Here is a 26,103-nt window from a genome sequence, read left to right on the forward strand (position 1 = left end):
GGAGGCGGTATTTGTCGCTTTATCCTCCAACGCCAAGGGCTGACAGCCTCACTCTCCTATACGTTCTAATTATTTGTTTCTCTTCTATCCTTTTTGGCCAGAGCGAAAGAAAATATTATTATATTTGCCTGCGAAAGTATCTCTCTTACAGCACTGTAATTGAAGTTTATTAACACAAACAATCAGGTTTAGTACAATGAAAAGATCTTTACTCTTACTAACCCTCCTTGTAGGGTTCCTCGGGCTATTCCGTCCCACAGAAGCACAGGCACAGAGTGGCGAGCGCATGCTCTTGTACACAAAGAGCGGAAAGGTTATCCCATACCGCGTCCAACACCTTGATAGCATCAAGTTCCTGACGGACAAGGTAGACCTTGCACTCCATCCACAGATTGCCCCACATCCCAATGGTACAACAGGAGCCATGAAACTAACTATAGGCGCTGTAGGGCAAAATGTACGGCGCATCTCTTTTGTGCTTCCGGAGGCTCATCAGGTAGCAAAGATGGACGAGTACCAGTGTCTCCAATTGTTTGATCCCGAAGAGGCAGCACGCGCAGGGTTGCAAATCCTGGAGGCAGAAGGGAATAAGCAGTATGACCTACCAAGTATGCAGCGTGGGTATAGCTACACGGCTCTCTTCTTGCCCTACGATGAGTTAGGTTGCCCCGGGGACGTTACGCGTATCCAGTTCTCCGTGCCCCTAGGTTCACTAAAAGGAGAACCGAGTATGCAGGTGCCTTTCTCGGATGTGAAGGCAAATGGATTCAAGGCAAAGTTGATACCCAATGGGGATGTAAAAGGCTATTTCTATCTATGCGAAGAGACCAACAACCCCGCACGTGACCAGAAGATGCAGGAGCTTGGGATCCCCGACTTGAAACACTATATAGTACAATTCGGGGTAGACCCTGAAACGGGGAAGCCATACGAAGGAGTAAAGGAAAAGACCTTTAGCGAACTGAAAAAGAATGTAGAATACACCCTCTATGTGGTTCTAATTGATGCCGAAGGGCAATACTCCGATCTCTACGACACCTTTAAGGTGATTACAAAACCCAAGGGCACCTCCGAGACTGCCTCCTGCACCATCGAAGTGACGGAGATTACCGAGCAAACGGCAACCATCACGACCACGCCCGACGTCAACACCTCCTCCTTTAGGGAGGCTATTTTCCCGAAAGGAGCTAAGACAGAAGAGGAAATGCTCGCATATTTGCGAGACACTCCAGAGACGGCCCTCCTCCCCTTCCACACAGAAAAACGCACTTGGGTTTGGGAAGAGCTTGAGCCGGCAACCACCTATATAGCCATCGCCCTTGCCAAGAATGCAGACGACAAGTGGGGACCTCTTGTACAAAAAGAGTTCACCACCAAGGCGCTTCAAACGGAGCCAAAACTCCCCCTTGAGTACGTAGCAGAATACAATCTCAACGAGGAGGGTAATAACTTCGTTAGCACACAGGCAACCGACGTGAGCGGATACTTTACTTATCAGGAAGCTATAGAGAAGGCGAATAAGGTTACAATAGCTGGAGCAAACTACCATCTTCCCACTCAAGCAGAATGGATGTCTATTATCCCTCTTGACAAGAGTCCCGTTGATTATATCAACTTTGCCGTAGCTTACGACCAGAAGGATATCTCGGAAACAGTATCCGTAGCAGGAAAAGAAGTTACGTCAACCAATGACTACCACGCCGCAGGCGATGGCATCGTATATGCCCTTCGCTACAAGGGAACAGAACTTGTCTCAGCATGGCGCTACGAGCTAGTACCCAATGACGGACACAGGGTTCTAAAGATCACGGCACGACCTCTAGCCTCTCCATTAACGATTACCGTTGAGGATATTGCCAAGGACTCTTTTTGGACGGGAGAAAAGGAAGTGGTGAGACAATTCCCTGCATCGGGTATGGTCACTTCGTCCGGATCAGTTGTATTTAGAGGGTCTGAGGGCTATTTTTGGTCAGCTACAGATAATGGTCCTTTCTATGCTTGGGGAATGTTCTTTGGCGACTCCTCTTCGGACGTTGGCCGCTATATGAGCAGGCTCAAGAACTCGGTACGCCTATTTGTAGATGCGGAGTAAATGATCTTACTTGTACCCTCAGAGAGAGCCTCATTCTTCGGTTTCGACGATTCGTGCAATAACCGCAGGACGAGGGACTCTGAGGGTTTTTGTTTTCAAAAATCAACCTCACAATCAAACACAATAAGTTTGTATGAAAAACAGATATTCCACTATGAGGATGGCCGTCTCCTCTTTTCTTGTGGCTCTGATCGGAAGTATTTCTATCGCCCAAGCTACGGAGCCCCCTTTCAAAGAAGTAGTAAAAGAGGATTTCTCTCTCTGGACTAAAGGCAGCGAAACCACTCCACATAACGAAACAGAAGGGGGGAGTGCCAATAGCTACAACCTCAATTCCGCCATCATGCACCAGCCCGGATGGAGGGGTAACTTCGTGTACCAAGCAGGAGGGTGTGCTTACCTTAAACTAACCGACGACGGAGTGGCAGGGCACCTCCAAACCCCGGAGATGGCTCTCTATGGTGTGGTAAAGATCACCTTCCGAGCAAAACTCCTTCCCGGGAAGCAATCAAATGGAAAACTTTGGATTGCCCTATGTGACAATACACAAGGGCCTGTAGACAACAAAGATGTAGACCTAACCACCGAGTGGCAACAGTACGAGATGGTGTCGGATAAGGCAACCTTCAACAACAAAAATATGTTCCAGTTGCAGCCACTTGACTGTGATATGCTCATTGATGACATTGTGGTGGAGAGAAAGCAAACAACCCTCATCCCCCCAAAGGCTCTATCCCCACTCAATACTTCTTCTACCTCTTTTAAGGCAAGATGGGAAGCCTCGCCCGATGCCAAGAGTTACCTATTCTCACTCTACTACCTTGATATGCCCCAAGAGGTCATCCCACCTACAACGGTTGTAGAGGGTTTTGATGGTATCAAGACAGATGGCAATGGCAAGATAGATACAGCACAACCTAACTACCCCGAAGGGTGGACCATCGACCTCTCCTCTCATGGCTCTCAAGATGTAATACAAACACAAGGGAACTTTCATTCTTCTCCCCTTGCATTGGTCTTCGATGCAGTAGACGATTCTATAGTGTCACCCAAGACAAATGCACCCATCACAGAGCTATCCTTTTGGGTAAAACCCACCTCCATAGAGCAAGAGACAGACTTCACCTACACCCTACTAGAGGTCTCCGTGCTCTCAGATGGCAAATGGGTAGCCATTGCCAACCTACCCAACCTATGGATGCAAGAGCAGGGGGGATTCTACAAGTTCGATAGCGAGGTGCTCAAAAATTACAACATTGAGCGGGTGCGTCTTCAGCTGATTCAAAAGAATAGCGTCTCTTTTTATGTCGATGATATAACCTACACCTATGGTAGTAAGCCCGTACCCTACTATATCCATAAGGATAAAGAGTTGACTGCAACAGAGTACGAAGTCTCCGAATACGACACTTCAAAGGAGCACTTCTACTACGTACGCGCAAAAGATGGAGATGCCCTCTCTGAGCCAACATACCCTACTTGGGTAGATGGGATTAAAGGTATAAAGCCGGCAGTGTATGCAGCTTCTCAGATAACGCCTACAAGCTACGTAGCCCAATGGGAGAAGATCTACAACGCCGGGCTTTATCAGCTCAATAATTACAAAGATCTAACCCACAAACCGGGCGCTCCCAAGCAGGAGATTCTTCGTGAGACCTTCGATACCATAACGGAGGGAAGCGTAGAAGAGCCCGTCAAACCGGAGGATCAAGTTATATTCCTAGCCAAAGAGGTAGTAACAAAGACCGATTGGATAGTGCAGCTCCCTGCCTATGCCAAGGGCATGATGGGCGTTAAAGAAATGGCTCCATACAGCTCAACCGCCGGATTGGTCGTATCACCGGCTCTTTACCTCACGCCCGATAAGGGTGCTTTTGAGGTCTCTGTAAAGGCGCAAAGTACCGTGGATTGCGATACCCTTTTCGTGATGGTTATGAAAGAGTACACAGACAACAAAGTGGATGAATTTATGCGCATCCCCTTCCCCGAGAAAGCAGGCGTAATCTCGTCCACAGTGCAGTTTGCTCCCCCTAAGGAACTCAGCACAAGAGAGCGTATCCGCATCGGATTTATGAGCCTTAGAGGCAAACCTTTCTACATTGACGAGATGGCTGTTTACCAAAACATCAACGAAGGGGAACACGGCTACGCTCCCTACCAAACAAACTTTGTTGCCGGCGACAACTCCTTTAAGGTGGAGCATGGTCTTGATGGACAGAATTTTGTGTACAACGTAACGGCCACCCGAACGCGCATGTTCCAAAACTACGTATCGGAGATTTCGGACTTTATGCCTGTTGTAAACCCCAATAACACAGGTCTATCTGAGCCAAAAGATACGGGATCCCTCACGGTAGAGCAGACTGAGGGCGGACTGGTACTATCGGCAGACAGAGATACACAACTCGCCATCTACGACCTCTCGGGACTCCTTATCTGCAAGATGACTATTAACGCCGGAGTGCCCCGATTTGTCTCTCTAAATAGGGGTATTTACATCCTCCATACAACGGAGAAAAACTACAAGGCAGTTGTTAGATAGCGTAAAAGAAAATCCGTATAAATCCTCCCCCTCCTACCTCTAAGGAGGGGAACTGCAGAGAGAGAGGGCGGCACTGACTTACTGGGAACTCCCATACAGCTCTTGCCTCCCTCTCTTTGTTTTGTCGTACCCCGAAAACTCCCCCTCTCTGTGAAACACGAAAAATAGTCTGCCCTGCAACTTTTCCGAATTAGGGCAAGAAAAAAATGTTTCTCGGCGAGGAGAAGAAAAAATCTCATCCAAAAAGACACTCCCATTCCAGCTGACTTCTAATCCAAAACCAGGCATCATCCCCCGCCCTTGCTCCGCAGGCTTCTTTTCCGCCCAGCTCTACCCAGAAAGCCAAAGTAGAGCAAGAGGGTTACAAGAGATCCAGATACAATGAGAAAGGGTAGCTACTTTCCCAACTCGAAGCCGTTGGGTTAGATTGTCAGATATATGGAGAGATTGATGTAGCCACAGTGAGAATAAGAAGAGTCAACACCTCCAAATCAAGACTAGAAAAGAGCTTATCCGATTATCTCTTCTAGTTATTACTCCATATTCTTACAACCTCTGTCTCTATAAGGCACACCCTAATGGTATATTTGCAGGTGTAAAAAACGCAGCAATTATCAAAACAACGAAACTACAATGAGCAGTATAATCAGCGTAAATCTATGATGTCTCAAGTAAGGAGCTTACGCCTGTAATAATTGTACATTTTGTATTTTTGTAAAACAGGAGGTAAAGATATGGCCATCAATCAAGTTAGAAAATACATTTGGCTACTGGAGGCTCTTCGCAAGCATAGCAAACTCTCATTCAAGGAACTGAATGAACTGTGGCTTAATGACGAAATAAGTGAAGGAGTAGAACTATCTATACGTACATTCCACAAGTGGCGTATTGCTATTGAAGATCTATTTGCAATCAATATCGAAAATGAAGGTCATGGTGAGTACAGATACTATATAAGTAATTCATATGGCATCGATAACAACCCTTTTTATGGCTGGCTGATAGATACGTTCTCCCTTGGGAACCTGATGATGAATAGCCTTTCTCTTCGTGAACGAATAGTCTTGGAAGCAACTCCATCAAGGAATTTTTTGCCGATGATTATTTCAGCAATGAAGGAAAGTAAAACCTTGCGATTAAGATATAAGGCCTTTGGGAAGAAAACTGAAAAGACCATTCTATTGGAGCCATTTTGCATTAAGCAGTTTAAACAACGGTGGTATTTGTTAGGGAGAAATGTGCAAGTAGACAGAGTTTTGATTTATGCTCTCGACAGAGTTATAGAGATGGAAAAGGAAGAGCATATGAAATACACATTGCCGGCTTCTTTCTCTGCTAAAGACAGCTTTGAGAATGCTTACGGCATCATTATAGGGGATAATACTCCTTTAGAAACCGTCACATTAAAGGTTTCCGAATGGCACGCACACTACCTCCGCACCTTGCCTTTGCATCACTCCCAAATAGAAAAAGAGACATCAGAAGACTATAGTATATTTGTGAATATAGCCTCTGCCCGACATTTGACTTCCAGCAGGAGCTACTAGCCATGGGAGCATTTGTAGAAGTACTGTCTCCCCAATGGCTCAGAGGAAGCATAGAATCTACAATCAAGACAATGTACGAAAAGTATAACCAGTAAATATATAGAAAATGAAATCTATTCAAGAGCAAATCACCGACTGGGCAGAAAAATATGTGCCTACGTTCAACAAATTATCAGAGCAGTATAAGACTCCGTATTATACGCAGTCGCCATTAAACGAAATCAATCAACCGATAGATCTTATGGTTATCGGGATCAATCCGAGAGGAGATCTAGGCTCTGGTGCGCAAAACAAGAGTGCAGATGCATATAAGCAAGGCAATCCTTTTTGGGAGAAACGATTTAATGAAGAAGGGAAAATCTGTTGGAATTTCAATCAGCGTGCACGCTTCTTATTAGGTTATGATGACTTTTATCATCCAGAAAGTATAGACAATGACGTAAAGATTGTGTGGACCAACTTATCTCCATTTGAATCAAAACAAGGTAATAATGACCTCAAAAAAGAATTGATGCAAGCGGGGTTGCAAAGCACGTTGGACTTAATAGAGATATTGCAACCCAAGCGTATTGTATTGTTTGGTATCAATGCTTTTGAACAATTAAAAAACGCAATCGGCAACTTGGGGACAGTAGAATATGCCACTGTGTTTGACAACATGAAATCCAAAGTAGGACGCATCAATAATATCCCTACAGTGTGTGTACAGCACCCCTCTTCTCAGTGGGAAGGTGGCTGTCATACATTTCTTTCTATGTTTATCTTCCTACATGGACTTGCTGAAATTACCAATAAAAAGAACACCGTAAAGCCATTAAAAGATGTTGTTGCAACTATGCGTAAAGAAATGACAAGTTGGCAAAAGAATGTGCTCATAAAGGAGGAGGGAGGAGAATAAGGGACTCTATTTTGTAGTCCTATCCGCCTCGCTTGCCATCTCACCTGCACAATCATGGAGAGAGGGGGGGATATTGATCTTTTTCTCAAAACAACCTTCATAATATCACACACAAAAGAGTAAAAAGAAAATTCATTCATTTCTTAGCCACCTATGCCCAGATTTGGCATAGGTGGCTTTTATTTTTGCATCATAGAAAAGAATGAAGTATCACTTAAATATAGATTTATGACACTCTGGAAAATTGAAGCTAAGAACAACTGGAATTGGGGCAAAGGTAAAGAACTCATCAAAGGCATGTTTATAGAGATGCCAACACCCTCCACGGCGCCACCCTTGGGACTGACAAAATATCACGAAACAATAGCTCAGCTCTTTAATACGAAGTATGGAACAAATTTCGACAAGTCAAAAATCAATGCAGGGCATTTTATATGTACATTTTTCTTCCCAACCGCTTGATATTCCTCCATCCAAGGAAAGGCGTTGCACTTACAACTGGAAAATACACGTCCTCCTTTCTTGTCCTTCATTGCTTCGATGGTTACTCCTTGTCGTCTAAAATCATATCGAAAGGAAACATAGCGATTTCTTCAAAAGAAATGGTCTGGAGTCGTTCTTTGAGCGTCATATTTTCGTACCTTTGCAGGGCACAAAGAGGCAATAAGGCTCGGTAGCTTAGCTGAATAGAGCGTCAGATTCCGGTTCTGAAGGTCGTGGGTTTGAATCCCACCCGGGTCACTTCTCTCTCTTGTATCACCTCCCCCGAAGGGTTTTCTTGGGGCGATGGGATTGCAGATTGAGATATAATGCGTACCTTTGTGCCGCTTAAAGGTTTCGGGGTGTAGCGCAGTCCGGTTAGCGCACCTGCTTTGGGAGCAGGGGGTCCCGCGTTCGAATCGCGGTACCCCGACAGACAAAAGATTGTGTATATCTTTGAGTTTTTCATGTTGGAAAGGCAGCATTATCCGCTTGAGGATGATGCTGCTTTTCTTTTTACCCAAGGGCAAGTAAGGCTTACACTCTAGGGCATTATTACTCTAGAATGTACTACCTTTGTGAGTGATTCTAAAGAGGAGCGGTGTAAATCCCTACCGGTGGTGATAGTCCACAACTCCCCTTTTTGGGAGCATCTACATAGAAGAGGCTCTTTATAGGGGGGACTGATATGGTGTAATTCCATAATCGACGGTTATAGTCCGGATGGTATTTGAATCTTGAGAAACCAACCTTTTGCCGTGTAGGCGCATGGGTTGGAGTTCTTGCGTGGGTAGTCTCACCTCCCTCTATAGGAGGCTTTCGTCCTACCCCTCAAATACCTTCGCAGCTTATATTTCCCTCTCCCCCTTAGTATCAATAGTGAGTAAACTACAGATATACTAATGCGGAGATAAAATGAAAGAAGGGAACAACCTCAAGGCGGTAGAGCAACGCATTGACACTGCCATCCAAGCCCTCAAAGAGGGGCGCGGCATCTTGCTTGTAGATGACGAAGACAGAGAAAACGAAGGGGATATTATCTATCCTACTTCCAATCTAACAGAGAAAAATATTGCCCTCATGATACGCGAGTGTAGCGGTATTATTTGCGTATGTATGAAGGATAAGAAGTGCCAAGAGCTCGAGCTCCCGCCCATGGTGCAAAACAACACCTGCAAAAATCAAACCGCTTTTACCATCTCCATAGAGGCAAGAGAGGGCGTTACTACGGGCGTCTCGGCACGGGACCGTCTCGGCACGATTCAGACAGCTGCTCGCCCCGGTGCTCGCCCCGAAGATCTCGTTCATCCGGGGCATGTATTCCCCCTTCGTGCTCGTGAGAATGGCGTTTTGGAGCGTAGAGGGCACACCGAGGGCAGTATCGACATTGTACGTATTGCAGGCTTGGGAGAGACCGCTGTGCTCTGTGAGCTGACCAACGAAGACGGTACTATGGCTCGCCTCCCCGAAATTATTCGCTTTGGGGAGAAGCACAATATGCCGGTACTTACCATCGAAGATATTGTGGCTTACCGCACAGCCCACAATATCTAACTCTGAGTGTCCATCACTATTCTATTCAGCCGAGGGGAGTGTGAGGGTAAGGGCTTTTTGCTCCGTATGATGTACCTTTGCGGTCGTGTTAGAGAGAGCAATTAGTCCTTCTGCCCCCATGGCGGCTCACGACCTGCGTCGAGCCATAAATCTTTTAGGATCGCAAGAGAAACCTTTTCTTTTTGCCATCGATTTTGCCGTTCGCGAAGGCTGGGTTTGGGAGGAGCCATTGGCTCAGCAAGAAGTTCTTTTTAGGGTGGGTTCCTATACCAATGCCCCCCTTACGGCTGAGCTTCCTCCGCTCCCTCCCCATCCTCTACTCGTGGCACACCCTCTATCCGAGGAGTGCTACCAGGGCAAGTTTGCACGCATCCAAGAGGCTCTATCAAGGGGAGATTCTTTTCTCGCAAACCTTACCATCTCTACTCCTATAGAGACACCCCTCTCCCTCTCGGAGATATTTTCCCGAGCAGAAGCTCCCTATAAATTGATGGTACCCGGGCGATTCGTCTCCTTCTCTCCGGAGCGATTCATTCGCACCCAAGGAGGCTGCAAGACCATCGAAACAAACCCCATGAAGGGTACCATAGATGCTGCTACGCCCAACGCCCGAGAGCATATTCTCCAAGATTATAAAGAGACTGCCGAGCATTATACCATCGTAGACTTGATGCGCAACGACCTTGCACGAGTCGCAACAAACGTGCGCGTGGAGGACTTCCGTTACATCGATCGGGTAAAGACGCTCCAAGGAGAACTGCTGCAGGTAAGCTCGCGGATTGCGGCCGATCTGCCCCCAAACGCCTCAGAGCACTTAGGGGATATCCTATTCACGCTATTACCCGCAGGTTCTATATCGGGAGCCCCCAAAGAGGCTACCCTACAAGCCATTGCAGAAGCAGAGGGAGAGCCACGCGGTTTTTATACCGGAGTGTTTGGCTATTTCGATGGCAAGGATCTTGATACGGGTGTGCTGATTCGTTTTATTGCCGAGCATCCCGATGGATCTCTCCGCTACCACAGCGGAGGGGGTATTACCATCAACAGCCTTTGCCACGACGAGTACCACGAGGCTATTGCCAAAGTTTACCTCCCCTTTTTCTAAATGGAGCGTATGGAGGAGTTTATAGAGACCCTTCGCCTTGAGGATGGGAAGGTACAATTGCAGCCCCTGCACCGAGCACGTATGGAGCGAACGGCACGCGACTTGGGGTTCGTTTGTCCGCCAATGCCTCCTTTGGAACAACTCTGCCCCGAACCTCTCAGAAAGGGGCGAGTAAAGTGTCGCTTCGTCTATCGAGAGACCATTCGTGAGCTAAGTTTTACGCCCTATACCCCACGGATTATTCACTCTTTTGCCCCTATGGCACTGCCCGTTGGGTACACATACTTCTACAAGAGTACGGATCGGGAGGTACTCGATCGCCTCAAGGAGGGATGCGCGGCAGACGAAGTGCTTTTAGTGGACAGCGAGGGGCGAATTACCGATTGCTCTTTTGCCAATCTCGCTTTCCACCGAGAGGGACGATGGTACACCCCCGATACGCCTCTTTTGGAGGGGGTACAGCGACAATATCTTATCCAAGAGGGGCTACTCACTCCCTGCACCATCCGAGTTGCAGACCTGGAGAGATACGACCAAATCCTACCCATTAACGCCATGCTCCCCCTACCCCTAAAAGACTCTTACTTATGATACAAATTGAGGATAAAATAGTGAGCCGAGACATCCTAGAGGTGCAGTTTGTTTGCGACTATGAGGCGTGTCGTGGGATATGCTGCGTAGAGGGCGATAGCGGAGCTCCCCTAGAGCATGCCGAAGCCATCACGATGCGGCGTTTACTCCCTCAGGTAAAGCCATTGCTCAGTGCAGATGCTTTGGAGGTAATACACAGCAAGGGGATTAGCTACATAGATGCCTCGGGAGACGAAGTTACCCAGCTCGTCAATGGGCGAGATTGTGTCTTTACAACCTACGACGAGGAGGGGCGTTGTCTTTGTGCCTTTGAGAAGATTTATCGAGAAGGCAAGAGCACCTTCCCCAAGCCCATCAGCTGCCATCTCTACCCCATACGGGTACACAAATACAAGTATTCTACAGCGCTTAATTACGACCATTGGGAGATTTGCCGCCCGGCATGTGCCCTCGGCAAAAAGCTCGGGATACCTGTCTACAAAGCCCTCAAAGAGCCTCTTATACGAGCTTTTGGCGAAGAATTTTTCCATCAATTAGAAGAGGCAGAACTGCTCCTCAGCGAAATGCCTCGGTAACCACACCACAGGTCAAAAATGACAAATCATCTAGAACAGATATTCTGTATCCTGCTATTTTACGCTTTTGGGGAGGCACTTAGCATCCTCATTGGGCACTTTATCCCCGGGAGTGTTTTGGGTATGATCCTCCTATTTGCAGGGCTAAAGGCAAATATTGTACGGCCTCATCAGGTGGAGAATGTGGCCTCTTTTCTTACCAAGAATATGGGGATTTTCTTTGTCCCTGCCGGAGTGGGATTGATCACGCAACTCGACCTTATTCGGGATTATTGGATTGCTATTGTGCTTTCTATGGTACTTAGTACAGTACTCGTACTTGCTGTGGTGGCATGGAGCGAACAAGCCATGGAACAACGTGCAGAGAAACGTAAACGACGTAAGGAGGGCTCCCTATGATGCAGCAAATTTTATCGAATCCCTATTTTACTTTGCCCCTCACGCTAGGGATTTATCTGGGGGCGCAATGGTTTTATCGTCGGGTACATTTCCCCCTCTTTCACCCCCTGCTCGTGACCATTGGACTGCTCATAGGGCTGTTGCTTACCTTCTCAGTCCCCTACGAGAGTTACGAAAAGGGGAGCCACCTTCTTAGCTTCCTCCTAGGTCCCTCTGTGGTGGCCGTGGGCTACTTGCTCTACAAAGAGAGTGCCCACCTCAAGGGGCGTGTTGTTTTCATTCTCACCTCTGTTTTTGTGGGGGCGGTAGTGGGGATTGTAAGCGTCGTAGCCATCGCCTACCTATTTGGAGCCGATAGAGCGATTGCAGCCTCCATGCAACCCAAATCGGTAACAACCCCTATTGCCATGGCTCTTGCAGAACAATCGGGAGGCATCCCGGCACTCACAGCCGTTGTAGTGGTTATTGCCGGCATCTTTGGGGGGCTCGTGAGTCCTCCCATTTTCCGTCTACTAAAGATTGAGAGTAAGATAGCTAAGGGGCTTGCCTTGGGGGCGTCGGCTCATGGTATGGGTACGCTCACCGCCATCCAACTAGGCGCTGTAGAGGGGGCTATCGGAGGGCTTGCTATTGGGATTATGGGCTTCTTTACCTCCATACTCATCCCTATTGCCGATAAGATTTTCTTCTATTTCTTCGGTTGATTTTAGCCCATCTCACCCTCTCGAATAGACTACAGAAGGGGACGATGTTGGCTGCGGCGGAAGTTTTTTTCAGCCTCTCTCACATGGGGTTCTTCGCTGGGATGGAGCCAACCTGCGAGCAATTTTTGTCGGATAAGATCGATGGCCAATTCGGAGGGATGGACTAAGTCTCGAGCATAAAACCGATAGTCTCGGAGCTCGTCCAGCATGATTTCGAAGGCAGGGAAGTAATAGGCTCGAGAGGGAAATACCCCTTCGATCTGCTCGGCCGTACGCAACAAATCGGCTTTACTTCGCATGTTTTCCACAGCTCCATAGCTGCGATAGCGGATGGGGCTTACCGTGATGAGGAGGTGGAGCTGCTCGTTTCGTTGGAGGATAGGGGTGAGAGCCTGAAGGAGAGCTTGGGTAGATTGCTCAGCACTCAAGCGCAGTTGCCGAAAATCTCCGGCAGGGCGTTTGTGACAATTCGCTACCACTTCGCCCGTCTCCCTTAGCTCGTAATAAAAAGAGGATCCAAGGGTCAAGAAAAGCCAATCGCCCCTCAAAAGTTTCTCCCTCCCCACCTCAAGATCGCGATTCATCTGCTCTAGGGCAACACTCTCTTGAGTGTCGGAATAGCGGCTATGATGCATAAAACTTCTGTACCGCTCCCCATCGTAGAATAGGTGCTGAGGGGTAAAATGGAAAGACTCATCCGCAAGAATATTGAGTGCCCTAGCTAGAGATAGGGGGTTATAGAGGGTGCCAAAAGGATTTACCGAAATGTCAAATTGATGCTGAAGTAGCCAATTGCCGATATTATCGCTAAAGCAAGAGCCGAGGGAGAGTAGCCCATGGGTATAGCGCGCCCTGCTCTCTAGAGGGATCCCTTGCCAAGAGACTTCGGTAAAGAATTCATTCTTCATCTTAGGGAGCAAATGGGGGAGAAGAAAATCCCTAGAGGGTCAGTTCTCGCACTTCGTCCCCTTGGATCATGAAAAACAGAGGCAATCTTTGCACTCCATAACTAGAGGCGGAACGTCCCTCCGGATCCCATGTATTGATCCAAGGCAGGGTACGAACGGACTGCAACCACAGGCTCTTATCCTGATCCAAAGAGACGAGAAAAATCTCCAATCCCTCCCTTTTTTCTCGCTCGTAAATACTACGCAATCGAGAGACGACTGAGGGCGCATCTTCGGCTCCCAAAGCGATGAAGCCAAGAATTACTTTGGGGTGTTGGGCTGCAACATCAGCAAGCGAACGCTCCACGCCTTTGCTGTCGTACAAGTGAATCGGGGGGAATGCCACCTCTTTGGCTTGCGAGAGGAGCTCCCGCTCGCGAGCCTGTTGTGTTTGTGCCTTAGACTTAATGGCCATCCCCAAGAGTGCCTTCTCTTTGAGCATTGGAGTGTAAACGCTATTGGGGCGGAAGGTCTCAAAAGCCGTTGCCACTGCCCCATAGGCTTGGATATCTTCCTTATTGCCCGACTCGGGGAAGAAGAGGGGGATATTGAAAGGAGCCTGCAAAAGGGCTACAATCGCCGCCATACTGCGTGGCTCGGCATAGATAAAATCTTGGAGCAAATGCTGGCGAAGATTCGATACAAGCGAGTCGAGAGCGGCTATGTCTTGTGTCTGCTGGGTTGTCATCTCAAAGGCACGCACCTCCTGCTGTATGGCGTAGATCGCCCTGTTTTCTTCATCTGCATTTACGAATTCGAAAGGCATCGCTCCCTCAGCTTTGGAGGAAGTAATTTGCAGTTGTGTACTACTATCGGCGGAGAAGTAGAGCGATCCAGCCGAGGTGGAGAGCTGATAAAGTTTGGCATCGCCACTTGCCGTGTGATGGAGTGTAAAGCGACCCTTCTCGATCTTAACAGAGTCCACGAGTTGGGGTTCTCCCACCACTTCGTAGAGATAGAGCATGGAGTTAAGGGTATCGGTCAGCTCCCCACGGACACTAAACTGATGACCACTCTGCCTGCAAGCAGAGATAAGGACAAGAAGCATCAAGCCTCCTACAATATGGGTGAAGCGTCTATTCATATTTTGAGTACAACTTATTTCCCTTTTACAATCATACCACTCCCGAAGCAAAGGCGGCTCTCGGGGTCGTAGATTACAGCGTATTGCCCGGGAGCAATACCCTGGATGGGGGTCTCGCTCACAATGTGATACCCCCTTTCGAGACGGCGGATAGTAGCCCGAACGAACTCGGGAGTATGACGGATCTTGAGCGTAATAGGCACCACCTGCGCCCCCTCTTTATTGCCAACAGCCCCCTCGGGAGCAAAGAGATCTTCGGTGATAAAATCGAACTTATCCACAAAAATCTCGGTACCATATTGGGTAAGCGGGTCATACCCCCGGCTCACAAGTATGATATTTCGTTTGCAGTCTTTCTTTACCACGAACCAGGGTCCGCCACTAAGCCCCAGGCCTTTGCGTTGCCCGATGGTGTGGAACCAAAATCCTTGATGTGTACCCAGCGTTTTGCCCGTTTCGTACTCAATGATACGGCCGGGGCGCTTGCCTAGGTAACGCTCAATAAAGTCGTTGTAATTGATTTTTCCCAAGAAACAAATGCCCTGACTATCCTTTCGGTGGGCATTGGCAAGGCCGGCCTCCTCCGCCACCATACGCACCTGCTGCTTGGTAAGGCACCCTAGGGGAAAGAGGAGTTTGGATATTTGTTTGAAATTGATCTGGGCAAGGAAATCGGTTTGATCCTTTACGGGGTCGGGGGCTGTAGCGAGAAAAGTTTTCCCATCCACCCGAGCGGTAGAGGCATAGTGCCCCGTGGCAATGTAATCGTATCGGTGCCCCACACGCTCCTCGAAGACCCCAAACTTGATGAGTTTGTTGCACATCATATCCGGATTGGGGGTCAAACCCTGACGCACGCTCTCTATTGTGTACTTTACCACGCGCTCCCAATACTCCTTGTGCAGGTCTATCACCTCATAGTGTAACTGGTACTTACGCGCAAGAAGGGTAACCATCTCCATATCCTCCTCGGCAGGGCAATCAATAAAGCCCTCCTCATCTTCCATCCCGATACGGATGTAAAACAGGTCGGGACGAAAGCCGGCTTGTAGCAATAGATGCACCGCCACCGAACTATCGACGCCACCCGACGCCAAAACGGCGATAGAGGCATCACGCGGCACCTCTTGCAGAGTTTCGGGCAAGGGATAAGTAGAGAGTGTCATTCGGGAGTAGTTACATTCTCTCGGGCATTTCGATACCCAATAGATCCATAGCTCGGGCAATAATGTCGGCTACAATACGGCTAATATAGAGGCGAGTATGACGTATCGAATCGTCCTCCTCACGCAGTACAGGGCAATCGTGATAGAATGAATTGTACCCCTTTACCAGCTCGTATACATAGTTGGCGATAAGGGCAGGACTGAAGCTCTTCCCGGCCTCTGCCACAATAGAGGGATACTCAGAGAGCTGACGGATGAGGGCAACTTCGCGGTCGGAATGAGCATTGTCTAACCGAACGGCTGCCTCAGAAGTAAGCGGAGCCTCGGGGGCTTCTCCGGCTACACGCGCCTTCTCTACAAGAGAGCGGATACGGGCATACGTGTACTGAATAAACGAAGCTGTATTGCCGTTAAAGTCCACAGACTCTTCGGGGTTAAAGGTCATATTCTTGCGCGGATCCACCTTGAGGATAAAGTATTTGAGATCCCCTAAGCCCACACGGCGGGCTACCTCCTGCATCTCGTCTTCGGGGAGGAGAGCTGCACGCCCTGCCTCTTGAGCGATGGCTCGTGCCGAGGCAATCATTTCGTCCATTAGGTCGTCGGCATCCACCACAGTACCCTCACGGCTCTTCATCTTACCGTTGGGTAGCTCCACCATTCCATAGCTAAAGTGTACAAGGCTCTTGCCAAAAGAGAAGCCCAAACGATCGAGAAGGATGGAGAGAACTTTGAAGTGGTATTCTTGCTCGTTGCCCACTACATAGATCATCTGGTCGATGGGATAGCTCTCGTAACGCATCTTGGCGGTACCGATATCCTGGGTCATGTACACAGACGTTCCATCGGAGCGGAGTAGGATCTTTTCGTCCAAACCATCGGCCGTTAGGTCTGCCCACACACTACCATCCTCGTGCTTTACAAAAAGGCCTTCGTCCAAACCGCGGAGCACTTCGGCCTTCCCTTTGAGGTAGGTCTCACTCTCGTAGTAAATCTTGTCGAAGTCAACACCCAAGCGGCGATAGGTCTCATCGAAACCATCGTACACCCATTGATTCATCATTCGCCAGAGGGCAAGCACCTCTTCGTCCCCTGCCTCCCAACGGCGGAGCAGGTCGCGCGCCTCTACCATAGAGGGGGCTTTTGCCTCGGCCTCTTCCTTGATCATGCCTTGAGCCATGAGGTCTGCCACCTCGGCTTTGTAGTGCTTATCAAAAGCAACATAGAAGTCTCCTACCAAGTGATCGCCCTTCTTACCGGCACTCTCGGGCGTAATGCCATTACCCCACTTCTGCCACGCAAGCATAGATTTGCAGATGTGAATACCCCTATCATTTACGATATTGGTCTTTACTACTCGCTTGCCGTTGGCTGTAAGGATGCGTGCAAGGCTATTCCCCAACAGGTTGTTGCGGACATGCCCTAGGTGCAAAGGCTTATTGGTATTGGGGGAAGAGTACTCTACCATTACAAGAGGCGACTGCTCTGTAACGGAGGTATGACCCCATGCACTATCGCCATCAATCGCACTCAAAAGCTCAAGCCAAAGAGCCGTCGAGAGGCTTAAGTTAAGGAACCCCTTTACCACATTAAAATCGGTAATCCAAGGGAATTCGGCTTTGAGGGAGGTACCAATCTCGGTAGCCGTCTCCTCGGGTTTCTTGCGAGAGAGCTTAAGCAGAGGAAATACAACAAGGGTATAATGCCCTGCAAACTCGGCTCTTGTTTTTTGTATTTGGATTTGATCCGGACTCGGGGTTGCGCCGTAAAGCTTCCCCAATGTACTAGTAATAGCTTGATTAAGTGATTCGATGGGAGACATCTTATATAGGGATGTATAGTTCGTTGTTACCTACTTAGTTTTGTGGAGCAAAGTTACGAATTTCTACCTGCAGGGCAAGAAGAGCCCCTTTGGGAGGGATAGAAATGTACTCAAAAGAGAAGAAGGGAAAGATGAGGGAAGAGAGGCTTATTTTGAGAGCAGAGCTGCAAGTTTTGCCACCCCTTCGGAAGCCGTAGATTGTATAAAGACAATATCCTTTCGATAGGAGCTCTCCACAGGCTTCGGATCTATCAGATAAATGGGCGTGGCATGGGGCACATAGGCAAGGAGTCCTGCCGCAGGATAAACGTTGAGCGAAGTGCCAATTACCACAAAACAATCTGCTTGGCAAACCGCCTCTGCCGCCGGAGCAATCATGGGTACAGCCTCGCCAAACCAAACAATGAAGGGACGCAACTGACTACCATCAGGGGCAAGATCTCCCACCTTGATCTCGGGATGCTCCATATCCACGGGGTAAGTAATATCGGGATGGGCAACGGAGCAGTTTTTCAAGATCTCCCCATGCAAATGGATCACGTGCCGACTACCGGCTCGCTCGTGCAAGTCGTCGATATTTTGGGTTATGATGGTCATCTCCCACTCCTCTTGCAGGGCAGCCAAAGCATAGTGACCGGCATTGGGTTTGCACCCTACAAAGTCGCGCCGCCTTGCTGTATAAAAATCGAGTACCAACTGAGGATTTTCACGAAATCCCTCTATTGAGGCCACCTTCTGTACGGGATACTGCTCCCACAAACCATCGCTGTCTCGAAATGTTGATATGCCACTCTCGGCACTCATCCCGGCCCCTGTGAGGACTACCAAACGCTTCTTTCCCATACTATCTTGCTTATTCTTTTGTTGCTATAGCACAAAGATAGTCGATAACTCCCTAGGTAGCAAAAGAAACCCCACACCCAGGATTTCGCCCGAGCGTGGGGTCATAAAATCGTTCCTCCTCCCCTCACGACGGAGGGAGGAAGCGGAGTTTACTATTAATTGTTCTCGTCGAGTTGATCGCGAAGAGCTGCAAGAGCACCAAGATCACCAAGTGTAGCCTTTTCTACAGGAGCCTGAGCTGCTGTTTCTTCTGCACGACGAGCGGGCTTACGTTCTGCGCCTTCAGAAGCGCGTTCGCTGCGTTGCTTGTCTTCGAATGTACGGCTGTGCGATACAATGATACGATGCTTTTCTTTGTTAAACTCAAGAACCTTGAAGGGGAGCTTTTCGTCTACTTGAGCCTTAGAGCCATCCTCTTTTACAAGGTGCTTTTGAGTAGCAAAACCTTCGATTCCATAAGGGAGAGCTACAACAGCACCCTTATTGTCGATGATTTCTGTGATCACTCCTTCGTGGATAGAACCTACCGTAAAGGTATCTTCAAAAGCATCCCAAGGATTTTCTTCGGTCTGCTTGTGACCAAGGCTGAGACGACGATTTTCTTTGTCGATCTCCAAAACTTCAACTTCGATCATCGCACCGATTTCGGTTACTTCGCTGGGGTGCTTCACCTTCTTAGTCCAAGAGAGGTCGCTGAGGTGGATAAGACCATCTACGCCTTCTTCGATCTCTACGAATACACCAAAGTTGGTAAAGTTGCGAACCTTAGCTTGATGACGTGAGCCTACAGGGTAACGCTCTTCGATATCTGCCCAGGGGTCGGGAGTGAGTTGCTTCATACCGAGGCTCATCTTGCGCTCTTCGCGGTCGAGAGTGAGTATTACAGCTTCTACTTCTTCGCCTACCTTAAGGAAATCTTGTGCGCTGCGGAGGTGCTGAGCCCAAGACATTTCGCTTACGTGGATAAGCCCTTCGATACCGGGAGCGATCTCTACAAATGCGCCGTAATCCGTGATAAGTTCCACCTTACCCTTGAGTACGTCCCCAGGTTTGAGGTTGGGGTCGAGGTTATCCCAGGGGTTGGGAGTGAGTTGCTTGAGACCAAGAGCGATACGCGTCTTGTTTTCATCGAAGTCGAGGATTACTACATTGATCTTCTGATCAAGCTCTACCACTTCGCTGGGGTGCGATACGCGTTCCCAAGAGAGGTCGGTAATATGGATAAGACCATCTACACCACCAAGATCTACAAACACGCCAAAAGGAAGGATGTTCTTAACCGTACCTTCGAGTACTTGACCCTTTTCGAGTTTGCTGATAATGTCGCGTTTTTGTTGCTCAAGCTCGGCTTCTACCAAGATCTTGTGCGATACAACCACATTCTTTTGCTCCTGATTGATCTTTACGATCTTGAACTCCATTGTCTTATCAATGAGAGCATCGTAGTCACGGATGGGGCGAACATCGATTTGTGAACCGGGGAGGAAGGCTTCCACGCCAAACACGTCCACAATCATACCGCCCTTGGTGCGGCTCTTGATAAAACCAAGGATAACTTCGTCCTTTTCTTGGGCTTCGTTGATACGCTCCCATGCACGCTCGAGACGAGCCTGACGGTGAGAAAGCACGAGTGCGCCGGAGCGGTCTTCTTGACTGATCACGTACACTTCTACTTCGTCGCCCACCTTAAGGTCTTGATTGTAGCGGAACTCTGTGTAAGGAACCACGCCCAACGACTTGTAACCTACGTCTACAAGTACTTCGCGAATAGTCTTGTCGTTCTTTACGAACTCAACTACCTTACCAATAACTACCTCATTAACTTTGAGAGAGTTAAGGGTTTCTTCATACTTAGCTTCTTGCTCTTTGCGGGCTGCCTCGCTTAGGGTCGTCCCTTTTTCATACATCCCCCAGTCGAAATCTGGATTAGGTGTAAGATGTTCTTGATTGCTCATCAATAATTAATGCGATGGATCTAAATTGTTATACTTAAAACTGATACACAATGCCCTATCCACAGAGGCCTCCTGCCCAAACGCCCATCGCAAACGCCTACGGCAAGTGCCCTGTTTGTAGAGATACGTGTCGTGCAAAGGTACAAATAATTCACTAAAAACCAACTGACTATACCGAGAGTCATAAAAAAGAGATCGCCTCCAAGGCTTCCCTCGCTCTTCGAGAAAAGACCTTTGGAGACGACCCCCGTTAGAAAAGAATTTGTCCTTAGCCTCTTTTAGGCAAAGGCATACGTGCGAACAAACTCTGTTGCTTGCTGTATTAGCTTGTACATTACAATGTCATCCTCTACTCGGGGTACAACCTGACGGAATGCTGCCAACATCTCTTCGATTTTGGGAGAAGACTTAGCAGGGCGACGGAACTCTAAAGCCTGTGCCGCATTCATCAATTCGATACCAAAGATGATCTCCAAGTTTTCGATGATAGGGAGCAACTTAGTGGCTGCATTCGCCCCCATCGAAACGTGGTCTTCCTGACCATTGCTCGAAACGATGCTGTCGCTAGAGGCAGCAAAACAATACATTTTGTTTTTGCTTACCATAGAAGCGGCGGCATACTGAGGAATCATGTAACCGGAGTTAAGCCCGGGGTTGGCAACGAGGAACTCGGGGAGATCGCGCAAACCAAGGATCAATTGAGCAACGCGACGCTCAGAGATATTTCCGAACTCAGCCAAAGCAATAGCGAGGAAGTCGTATACGATGGCAAGAGGCTGTCCGTGGAAGTTACCACCCGATACCACCTTATCTTCGTCGGGGAATACCGTAGGATTGTCCGTTACAGAGTTAATCTCGGTCTCAACCACAGAGGTAACATAGTCGATAGCATCTCTAGAGGCGCCATGTACTTGGGGCACGCAACGGAAGCTATAGGGGTCTTGTACCTGCTTTTTGGGGCGAGCGATCAATTCGCTTCCCTCTAGAAGAGAGCGGAGGTGACGAGCGACAGTGAGCTGACCCTTATGCGGACGAATAGTGTGAAGAGCATCTGCAAAAGGAGCATCCAATCCATCAAAAGCCTCTAGCGAAAGAGCGGAACAAGAGTCGGCAAGACGAGCGATACGATGAGCCTTGATGAGGGCATATACCCCATGCGAGCTCATGAACTGCGTACCATTGAGAAGGGCAAGACCCTCTTTGCTCTTGAGGGTAACCGTGCTAAGGCCGTGCTCTGCAAAGACTTCGCGAGCGCAACGCTTTTCGCCACCGGCTACACGCACTTCGCCTTCCCCGATAAGGGGGAGGAAAAGATTGGCAAGGGGAGCCAAGTCGCCCGATGCACCCAAAGAACCCCTGTCATACACGATGGGGATGATATCCTTGTTAAGCATATCAAGGATGCGCTCTACCGTTACCACCTGCACCCCGCTATGCCCTAATTGCAAAGCGTGAGCCTTGAGGAGCAACATCAAACGCACGATATCCTGATTCACTTCTGTACCACAGCTACAAGCGTGACTCTTAACGAGATTTTCTTGGAGCGTAGTCAAAGCCTCAGCAGAGATAGAGCGATTGCAAAGTGAGCCAAAGCCCGTAGTTACACCATAAATAGGACGGTCGCTCTCTTTTACTTTATTATCAAGATAGTTGCGACAATGCTCAATGCGAGCACGCGCATCATCTCCCAATGCTAGGGGGAAACGCTCTTTGAGATAGCGTTCACAAAGGGCGAGGGTAAGGGGTTCACTCCCGATATAAAATGTCTGTGCCATGTCTTTATTTATTCGCAAGCCTTCTTTGTGTGAGCAATAACAGCTGCCTCACGAGCTAGAACATCAGCTTCGAGGCGATCTGCTTCTTCGCGAAGGCGAGCTACAAACTCTTCGTCTTTGATAGAGGTGAGGTTGATGCGAACGTTGAAGAGGGCACCTACCACAGCCACACGAGCGCACATCATGGCTACACAACCATCAGTTACTGCATTTTGGTTGCCACGAGCTACCACAGCCTCAATAGAGGGCAAGAGTGCACTGGCACGGCGAGCTACCTCCATAGGTACAAGAGCAGCCTTTTTGGTATTTTCTTGGATAGCAGCTGAGCGGATTGCTTTCTCTTCGTCCGTTTCTTTTGGGAGCTTGAAGGCTTGAGAAACGCCGTCGTAAGCTTCGCTGTCTCGGTCTACATCAAGTACGAGTTCCTTCTGTAGAGCAGCTGCGCTCTTAGCGATTTCTGCCATTTCGTCTTGTACGTCGGCATATTTCTTTTTGCCTATAGTAAGATTGGCTACCATCTCAGCAAGAGCGGCAGCAATGGCTCCATTGAGGGCAGAGATACTTCCACCACCAGGTACGGGAGCATCGCCCGCAGTCTCGGCAAGAAGGCCTTTTACAGTTAGTTCGGTAAGCATATTGCTGGTTGTTAAGTATTAAAATCAGTCTATGTGATTGGTATAAACCGCACCACCCTTTATCGTAGAGTGTACGATATTCATACCGATATGATACGAAAGGAATTTATAGCAAGGATAACCCAGTACCACGAGGTCTCCTTCTTTACCCACCTCGATACTACCAATTCTATCGGCACGCCCGATAGCGGCTGCTCCATTGAGCGTAAGTGCCGTAAGGGTCTCTTCGGCCGTCATGCCCATGTAAATGCACGCGAGGTCATACATGAGGGGGATGGATGCACTAAAGCAGCTCCCGGGGTTAAGGTCACTGGCAACAGCCACAGCGCAGCCGTTGTCTATCATCTTACGAGCGGGAGCATAGGCGGCTTTTAAGCTGAAAGCCGTGCAGGGTAATAGGGTAGCCACCGTATTAGAATTAGCGAGTGCGGCAATTCCCTTTTCTGAGATTTGAAGCAAATGGTCGGCAGAGAGGCACCCAAGCTCCGCAGCCAATTCGGCACCCCCAAAGGGCACAATCTCATCGGCATGCATCTTGAGGGTAAAGCCCATAGCGCGAGCAGCATTGAGCAAGCGACGAGTCTGCTCGTGGTCGAAGACCCCCTCTTCTGTAAATATGTCGCAGCACTCTGCAAGCCTTCGGCTCTTAACCTCGGGGAGTACCGTCTGTACCAAATACTCGATGTAATCCGTGGAGCGACCTTTGAACTCGGGAGGAGTATCGTGCGCCCCCATAAAAGTAGCGTGAAGTGCAATGGGTTGCGACTTTTGCAGACGCTGAATTACCTCCAACTGGCGCAATTCGGTCTCCAAATCCATGCCATAGCCACTCTTGGCATCGGCCGTAGTCACCCCCATAGAGAGCATAGCGCGGAGGTGAACTTGGGCGGCTGCCTCTAGCTCCTCCACACTCGCCTCGCGAGTTGCCTTGGTAGTACTGGCAATTCCTCCCCCTGCCTGCATAATGCTCATGTAGGAAGCTCCACGCAATCGCATCTGGAACTCCTCTTCGCGGAATCCTCCAAAGACAAGGTGAGTATGGCTATCAACAAAACCGGGCACTACGGCACCTCCTTGGGCGTCGTAGACGGCACAATCTTGGATAAGGTCGCCGGGGGCCTCAGACTCCTTTCCTACATAGGCGATAATCCCATCTCGGATTACGATAGCCGCAGGCCCCATAAGGATATCCAGCTCTCCCATGGCTTTCCCATGGATCGCCTTATTCCCCTTAGGCGTTGCTACCTTGCCTATATTTTTTACGTATAGATTATGACTCATGTACACTATATAAAACAAGGGAAGCTCTCGGGAGAGCAAGCGATATGTACCACCCTCCCGAGAGATATTCCTAGCTCATTCCAATATTACTCCATCATGCGGAGCTCGAGGATCTGATCGTGTGAGAAGTTTTCGATCCCGAGGTAATATTCTGCACAATCGATAAGAGCAGCCATAGGAAGCAAACCGATTACTTCGCTACCTACAATCTCTACACCATAACGCTTTGCCTCCATACGTACCATTTCGTGTGCACGATATACGCTGGTCTTGGTAAAGTCGGTAAGGTTCATAGATACTTGTGCAATGTGACGATCGGTCAACTCTACACCCATAGCCTTGCAGAAGCGGAGACCGCCACCGATGTGACGTACTCTCTTGGCAATAGCATCAGCGATAGCAACATCGCTGGTATTGAGGTTTACGTTGTAGGCAACAAGAGGCATACGAGCACCTACAGCCACACAACCTGCCGTAGCGTGACGATCTGCGGGACCGAAGTCGGGGAGCCATTCAGCTTCGTGCACTTTGGTTTCCATCCCTTCGAACTCGCCCTTTCTTACCTTGGCAAGGTTTTCACGATGGGGAGCTGTTGCACTCTTTTCGTAGAGGTATACAGGCACTCCATACTTAGTACCAATGATTTCGCCAACCTCACGAGAGAGGGCGATAGCTTCGTCCATTTCCATATTGCGGATGGGGATGAAGGGAACTACGTCCACAGCACCCATACGAGGGTGTTGCCCCGAGTGCTTAGTCATATCGATAACCTCAACAGCTACGCCCACTGCTTCGAGGAGCGACTCCTTCACTGCTTCCGGAGTACCGACTACGGTTACAACAAGGCGGTTGTGGTCTTCGTCGTTGCTATAATTGAGCAACTTAACGCCCTGACGTGTACGGAAAGGATTTACAATCTTCTCGATTTTTTCGCGGTCGCGTCCCTCGCTAAAATTGGGTACGCACTCTACAATTTTCGTTGCACTTGCCATGATGATTTATTCTTTAGTAGTTTAGTCTTTTCGTCGGCGAAGTTAGCGCATTTTCTTGAGCTTACAGAGATATGGGCAAAAGAAGAGCTCCACCCTCGTAAGAAACAATACTCATAGCACCATCATCTAAGGAAAATAAAAAACGCATCTAACCCACGGAAGGAAAGATGCGACATTATAATAGGAAGGAGAGCAGCTCCACAAAGAAGTGTACCTACACCACCCCCTTCTTTTGCTATCAGCCCAAGTTGTCCCGGAAGAATTCGAATCCTCAATTTCAGAGCCAGAATCTGACGTGTTACCATTACACCACGGGACAATTCATTTAGAGCTACAACCCCACCCTAAGAAGGCAAACTAGGCTGCGCCCCTTGCGAGATTGCGGTGCAAAGGTACAATAAAAATCCGGAAAGGCAACAACCCCGCTGATTTTCTTTCGCGCCCATCCCTCCCCCATTTTCAGGGCGAGAAGGGAGCGAAAAGGAGGCTGATTTCTAAAAAAGAATCAGCCGGGAAGTACTCCGACTTCTGCCTAAGATTTTGCAAAAAACAGCCCATGAAATCTTTTATTCCTACCCTAAAAAGGGAAAAGCGCAGGGCAGCAAAATCCGAGCATTTCACAGCTAAAACAAAAGCGATTTCTCGGCTAAACTCAGTGGAGAGGTAGAGATGTAGGGAGTTCTCTTCCCCTAATCTCAAGAGAGAGCCTCCTCCTTGCGATGGGATAAAAACGCCGTAGGGTGGTCTAAATTGGCTACTCCCTGAAATATCCTTATCTTTGCGTTAGTTAAATCAAACCTAGTACAAGACTATGATCAAAATTGCAGTGCCCACGCGAGAGAATAGCGTGGACGATCACTTCGGACATTGTGCCTACTACACGATTTTCAGCATCGAAGACCAAGAAATCAAAGCTTCGACCACGCTTCCTTCCCCCCAAGGGTGTGGCTGCAAAAGCAACATCGCCGCTACCTTGCAAGAGATGGGCGTAGGTCTTATGCTTGCAGGGAACATGGGAGACGGAGCAAAGAAAAACTTGCAGACCATGGCATCGAGGTAATCAGGGGGTGCAGCGGTCCTGTAGAAAAGGTCGTAAAAGACTACCTCCAAGGCACA

General features: G+C 48.7%; 23 protein-coding genes, 3 tRNA genes and 1 riboswitch. Of the genes, 15 read left to right on the top strand and 11 right to left on the bottom strand.

The features are described 5' to 3' along the window. The first annotated feature begins 196 nt into the window (after positions 1 to 196). The 14 genes from POREN0001_RS02250 to POREN0001_RS02315 all read left to right on the top strand — a co-directional run bounded on the left by POREN0001_RS02250 (position 197) and on the right by POREN0001_RS02315 (position 12,487). Positions 197 to 2,092 carry a hypothetical protein gene (locus POREN0001_RS02250; RefSeq protein WP_004332677.1) on the top strand — a complete coding sequence of 632 codons (1,896 nt, stop codon included), beginning with the start codon at positions 197 to 199 and terminating at the stop codon, positions 2,090 to 2,092. 133 nt (positions 2,093 to 2,225) lie between these two features. Next, positions 2,226 to 4,634 (top strand): T9SS C-terminal target domain-containing protein, encoded by a 2,409-nt coding sequence (locus tag POREN0001_RS02255; protein WP_224208860.1) that lies wholly within the window; start codon positions 2,226 to 2,228, stop codon positions 4,632 to 4,634. Positions 4,635 to 5,368: 734 nt separating this feature from the next. Next, positions 5,369 to 6,181: a helix-turn-helix transcriptional regulator gene (locus POREN0001_RS02265; protein WP_004332684.1), complete on the top strand. Its 813-nt coding sequence runs from the start codon at positions 5,369 to 5,371 to the stop codon at positions 6,179 to 6,181. A 2-nt stretch (positions 6,182 to 6,183) separates the two neighbouring features. Next, the gene (locus POREN0001_RS09725; RefSeq protein ID WP_442957976.1) at positions 6,184 to 6,276 is read left to right on the top strand and encodes a hypothetical protein; all 93 of its coding nucleotides are present in this window, start codon (positions 6,184 to 6,186) and stop codon (positions 6,274 to 6,276) included. An 11-nt stretch (positions 6,277 to 6,287) separates the two neighbouring features. Then, entirely contained in the window at positions 6,288 to 7,079 is a 792-nt protein-coding gene (locus POREN0001_RS02270; protein WP_004332638.1) for a hypothetical protein, read from the top strand. A 228-nt stretch (positions 7,080 to 7,307) separates the two neighbouring features. After that, positions 7,308 to 7,541, top strand: coding sequence for a hypothetical protein (locus POREN0001_RS02275; protein ID WP_004332646.1), 234 nt, complete (start codon positions 7,308 to 7,310; stop codon positions 7,539 to 7,541). 205 nt (positions 7,542 to 7,746) lie between these two features. Further along, positions 7,747 to 7,820: transfer RNA gene (locus POREN0001_RS02280), tRNA-Arg, on the top strand. A 97-nt stretch (positions 7,821 to 7,917) separates the two neighbouring features. After that, positions 7,918 to 7,992: transfer RNA gene (locus tag POREN0001_RS02285), tRNA-Pro, on the top strand. Positions 7,993 to 8,141: 149 nt separating this feature from the next. Beyond that, a riboswitch (FMN riboswitch) is annotated at positions 8,142 to 8,298 on the top strand. Between the two features lie 176 nt (positions 8,299 to 8,474). Further along, positions 8,475 to 9,113, top strand: coding sequence for a 3,4-dihydroxy-2-butanone-4-phosphate synthase (ribB, locus tag POREN0001_RS02290; protein WP_004332702.1), 639 nt, complete (start codon positions 8,475 to 8,477; stop codon positions 9,111 to 9,113). 118 nt (positions 9,114 to 9,231) lie between these two features. Further along, positions 9,232 to 10,218: an aminodeoxychorismate synthase component I gene (locus tag POREN0001_RS02295; protein WP_004332651.1), complete on the top strand. Its 987-nt coding sequence runs from the start codon at positions 9,232 to 9,234 to the stop codon at positions 10,216 to 10,218. Positions 10,219 to 10,227: 9 nt separating this feature from the next. Beyond that, positions 10,228 to 10,809 carry an aminotransferase class IV gene (locus POREN0001_RS02300; protein WP_040580240.1) on the top strand — a complete coding sequence of 194 codons (582 nt, stop codon included), beginning with the start codon at positions 10,228 to 10,230 and terminating at the stop codon, positions 10,807 to 10,809. Beyond that, the gene (locus tag POREN0001_RS02305) at positions 10,806 to 11,384 is read left to right on the top strand and encodes a DUF3109 family protein (protein ID WP_004332685.1); all 579 of its coding nucleotides are present in this window, start codon (positions 10,806 to 10,808) and stop codon (positions 11,382 to 11,384) included. The genes POREN0001_RS02300 and POREN0001_RS02305 overlap by 4 nt, the downstream gene beginning before the upstream one ends. A gap of 18 nt (positions 11,385 to 11,402) precedes the next feature. Then, complete coding sequence (locus POREN0001_RS02310) at positions 11,403 to 11,783, top strand: CidA/LrgA family protein (RefSeq protein WP_004332688.1); 381 nt, start codon at positions 11,403 to 11,405, stop codon at positions 11,781 to 11,783. Next, entirely contained in the window at positions 11,783 to 12,487 is a 705-nt protein-coding gene (locus tag POREN0001_RS02315) for an LrgB family protein (protein ID WP_040580242.1), read from the top strand. Before POREN0001_RS02310 ends, POREN0001_RS02315 begins: the two co-directional genes overlap by 1 nt. A 29-nt stretch (positions 12,488 to 12,516) precedes the next feature. On the opposite strand, the gene POREN0001_RS02320 is transcribed toward POREN0001_RS02315, so the two are convergent. The 11 genes from POREN0001_RS02320 to POREN0001_RS02370 form a co-directional block, all read right to left on the bottom strand. Next, the gene (locus tag POREN0001_RS02320; RefSeq protein ID WP_004332719.1) at positions 12,517 to 13,395 is read right to left on the bottom strand and encodes a GSCFA domain-containing protein; all 879 of its coding nucleotides are present in this window, start codon (positions 13,393 to 13,395) and stop codon (positions 12,517 to 12,519) included. A gap of 31 nt (positions 13,396 to 13,426) precedes the next feature. Continuing rightward, entirely contained in the window at positions 13,427 to 14,518 is a 1,092-nt protein-coding gene (locus tag POREN0001_RS02325; RefSeq protein WP_004332700.1) for a DUF4369 domain-containing protein, read from the bottom strand. A gap of 14 nt (positions 14,519 to 14,532) precedes the next feature. Continuing rightward, positions 14,533 to 15,684: a tRNA 2-thiouridine(34) synthase MnmA gene (gene mnmA / locus POREN0001_RS02330; protein WP_004332690.1), complete on the bottom strand. Its 1,152-nt coding sequence runs from the start codon at positions 15,682 to 15,684 to the stop codon at positions 14,533 to 14,535. 10 nt (positions 15,685 to 15,694) lie between these two features. Then, a complete protein-coding gene (argS, locus tag POREN0001_RS02335; protein WP_004332673.1) occupies positions 15,695 to 17,506 on the bottom strand; it encodes an arginine--tRNA ligase in 1,812 nt (603 codons plus the stop codon). Between the two features lie 147 nt (positions 17,507 to 17,653). Beyond that, positions 17,654 to 18,349, bottom strand: a complete 696-nt coding sequence (locus POREN0001_RS02340) for an SIR2 family NAD-dependent protein deacylase (RefSeq protein WP_004332649.1) — start codon at positions 18,347 to 18,349, stop codon at positions 17,654 to 17,656. Positions 18,350 to 18,504: 155 nt separating this feature from the next. Next, the gene (rpsA, locus tag POREN0001_RS02345) at positions 18,505 to 20,304 is read right to left on the bottom strand and encodes a 30S ribosomal protein S1 (protein ID WP_040580231.1); all 1,800 of its coding nucleotides are present in this window, start codon (positions 20,302 to 20,304) and stop codon (positions 18,505 to 18,507) included. A 278-nt stretch (positions 20,305 to 20,582) separates the two neighbouring features. Then, a complete protein-coding gene (gene hutH, locus POREN0001_RS02350; RefSeq protein ID WP_004332680.1) occupies positions 20,583 to 22,079 on the bottom strand; it encodes a histidine ammonia-lyase in 1,497 nt (498 codons plus the stop codon). An 8-nt stretch (positions 22,080 to 22,087) separates the two neighbouring features. Beyond that, a complete protein-coding gene (locus tag POREN0001_RS02355) occupies positions 22,088 to 22,714 on the bottom strand; it encodes a cyclodeaminase/cyclohydrolase family protein (protein ID WP_004332655.1) in 627 nt (208 codons plus the stop codon). Positions 22,715 to 22,738: 24 nt separating this feature from the next. Further along, positions 22,739 to 23,995: an imidazolonepropionase gene (gene hutI / locus POREN0001_RS02360; RefSeq protein ID WP_004332640.1), complete on the bottom strand. Its 1,257-nt coding sequence runs from the start codon at positions 23,993 to 23,995 to the stop codon at positions 22,739 to 22,741. Positions 23,996 to 24,081: 86 nt separating this feature from the next. Then, a complete protein-coding gene (gene ftcD / locus POREN0001_RS02365; protein ID WP_004332682.1) occupies positions 24,082 to 24,987 on the bottom strand; it encodes a glutamate formimidoyltransferase in 906 nt (301 codons plus the stop codon). A 248-nt stretch (positions 24,988 to 25,235) separates the two neighbouring features. Continuing rightward, a tRNA-Gln gene (locus POREN0001_RS02370) sits at positions 25,236 to 25,306 on the bottom strand. A 492-nt stretch (positions 25,307 to 25,798) separates the two neighbouring features. On the opposite strand from POREN0001_RS02370, the gene POREN0001_RS02380 reads away from it, so the two are divergent. Next, complete coding sequence (locus POREN0001_RS02380; RefSeq protein WP_004332698.1) at positions 25,799 to 26,047, top strand: NifB/NifX family molybdenum-iron cluster-binding protein; 249 nt, start codon at positions 25,799 to 25,801, stop codon at positions 26,045 to 26,047. Positions 26,048 to 26,103: the final 56 nt, after the last annotated feature.

This window comes from Porphyromonas endodontalis ATCC 35406 (assembly GCF_000174815.1).
GTDB classification, from domain to species: Bacteria; Bacteroidota; Bacteroidia; order Bacteroidales; family Porphyromonadaceae; genus Porphyromonas; species Porphyromonas endodontalis.

Coding starts and splice junctions, on each gene's coding strand:
- argS (WP_004332673.1), bottom strand. CDS start 17,506: ATGTCTCCCATCGAATCACTTAATCAAGCTATTACTAGTACATTGGGG.
- POREN0001_RS02380 (WP_004332698.1), top strand. CDS start 25,799: ATGATCAAAATTGCAGTGCCCACGCGAGAGAATAGCGTGGACGATCAC.
- POREN0001_RS02315 (WP_040580242.1), top strand. CDS start 11,783: ATGCAGCAAATTTTATCGAATCCCTATTTTACTTTGCCCCTCACGCTA.
- POREN0001_RS02250 (WP_004332677.1), top strand. CDS start 197: ATGAAAAGATCTTTACTCTTACTAACCCTCCTTGTAGGGTTCCTCGGG.
- POREN0001_RS02255 (WP_224208860.1), top strand. CDS start 2,226: ATGAAAAACAGATATTCCACTATGAGGATGGCCGTCTCCTCTTTTCTT.
- ftcD (WP_004332682.1), bottom strand. CDS start 24,987: ATGGCAAGTGCAACGAAAATTGTAGAGTGCGTACCCAATTTTAGCGAG.
- rpsA (WP_040580231.1), bottom strand. CDS start 20,304: ATGAGCAATCAAGAACATCTTACACCTAATCCAGATTTCGACTGGGGG.
- POREN0001_RS02265 (WP_004332684.1), top strand. CDS start 5,369: ATGGCCATCAATCAAGTTAGAAAATACATTTGGCTACTGGAGGCTCTT.
- POREN0001_RS02270 (WP_004332638.1), top strand. CDS start 6,288: ATGAAATCTATTCAAGAGCAAATCACCGACTGGGCAGAAAAATATGTG.
- POREN0001_RS02325 (WP_004332700.1), bottom strand. CDS start 14,518: ATGAATAGACGCTTCACCCATATTGTAGGAGGCTTGATGCTTCTTGTC.
- mnmA (WP_004332690.1), bottom strand. CDS start 15,684: ATGACACTCTCTACTTATCCCTTGCCCGAAACTCTGCAAGAGGTGCCG.
- POREN0001_RS02300 (WP_040580240.1), top strand. CDS start 10,228: ATGGAGGAGTTTATAGAGACCCTTCGCCTTGAGGATGGGAAGGTACAA.
- POREN0001_RS02275 (WP_004332646.1), top strand. CDS start 7,308: ATGACACTCTGGAAAATTGAAGCTAAGAACAACTGGAATTGGGGCAAA.
- hutI (WP_004332640.1), bottom strand. CDS start 23,995: ATGAGTCATAATCTATACGTAAAAAATATAGGCAAGGTAGCAACGCCT.
- POREN0001_RS02320 (WP_004332719.1), bottom strand. CDS start 13,395: ATGAAGAATGAATTCTTTACCGAAGTCTCTTGGCAAGGGATCCCTCTA.
- ribB (WP_004332702.1), top strand. CDS start 8,475: ATGAAAGAAGGGAACAACCTCAAGGCGGTAGAGCAACGCATTGACACT.
- POREN0001_RS02310 (WP_004332688.1), top strand. CDS start 11,403: ATGACAAATCATCTAGAACAGATATTCTGTATCCTGCTATTTTACGCT.
- POREN0001_RS02295 (WP_004332651.1), top strand. CDS start 9,232: ATGGCGGCTCACGACCTGCGTCGAGCCATAAATCTTTTAGGATCGCAA.
- POREN0001_RS02340 (WP_004332649.1), bottom strand. CDS start 18,349: ATGGGAAAGAAGCGTTTGGTAGTCCTCACAGGGGCCGGGATGAGTGCC.
- POREN0001_RS02305 (WP_004332685.1), top strand. CDS start 10,806: ATGATACAAATTGAGGATAAAATAGTGAGCCGAGACATCCTAGAGGTG.
- POREN0001_RS02355 (WP_004332655.1), bottom strand. CDS start 22,714: ATGCTTACCGAACTAACTGTAAAAGGCCTTCTTGCCGAGACTGCGGGC.
- POREN0001_RS09725 (WP_442957976.1), top strand. CDS start 6,184: ATGGGAGCATTTGTAGAAGTACTGTCTCCCCAATGGCTCAGAGGAAGC.
- hutH (WP_004332680.1), bottom strand. CDS start 22,079: ATGGCACAGACATTTTATATCGGGAGTGAACCCCTTACCCTCGCCCTT.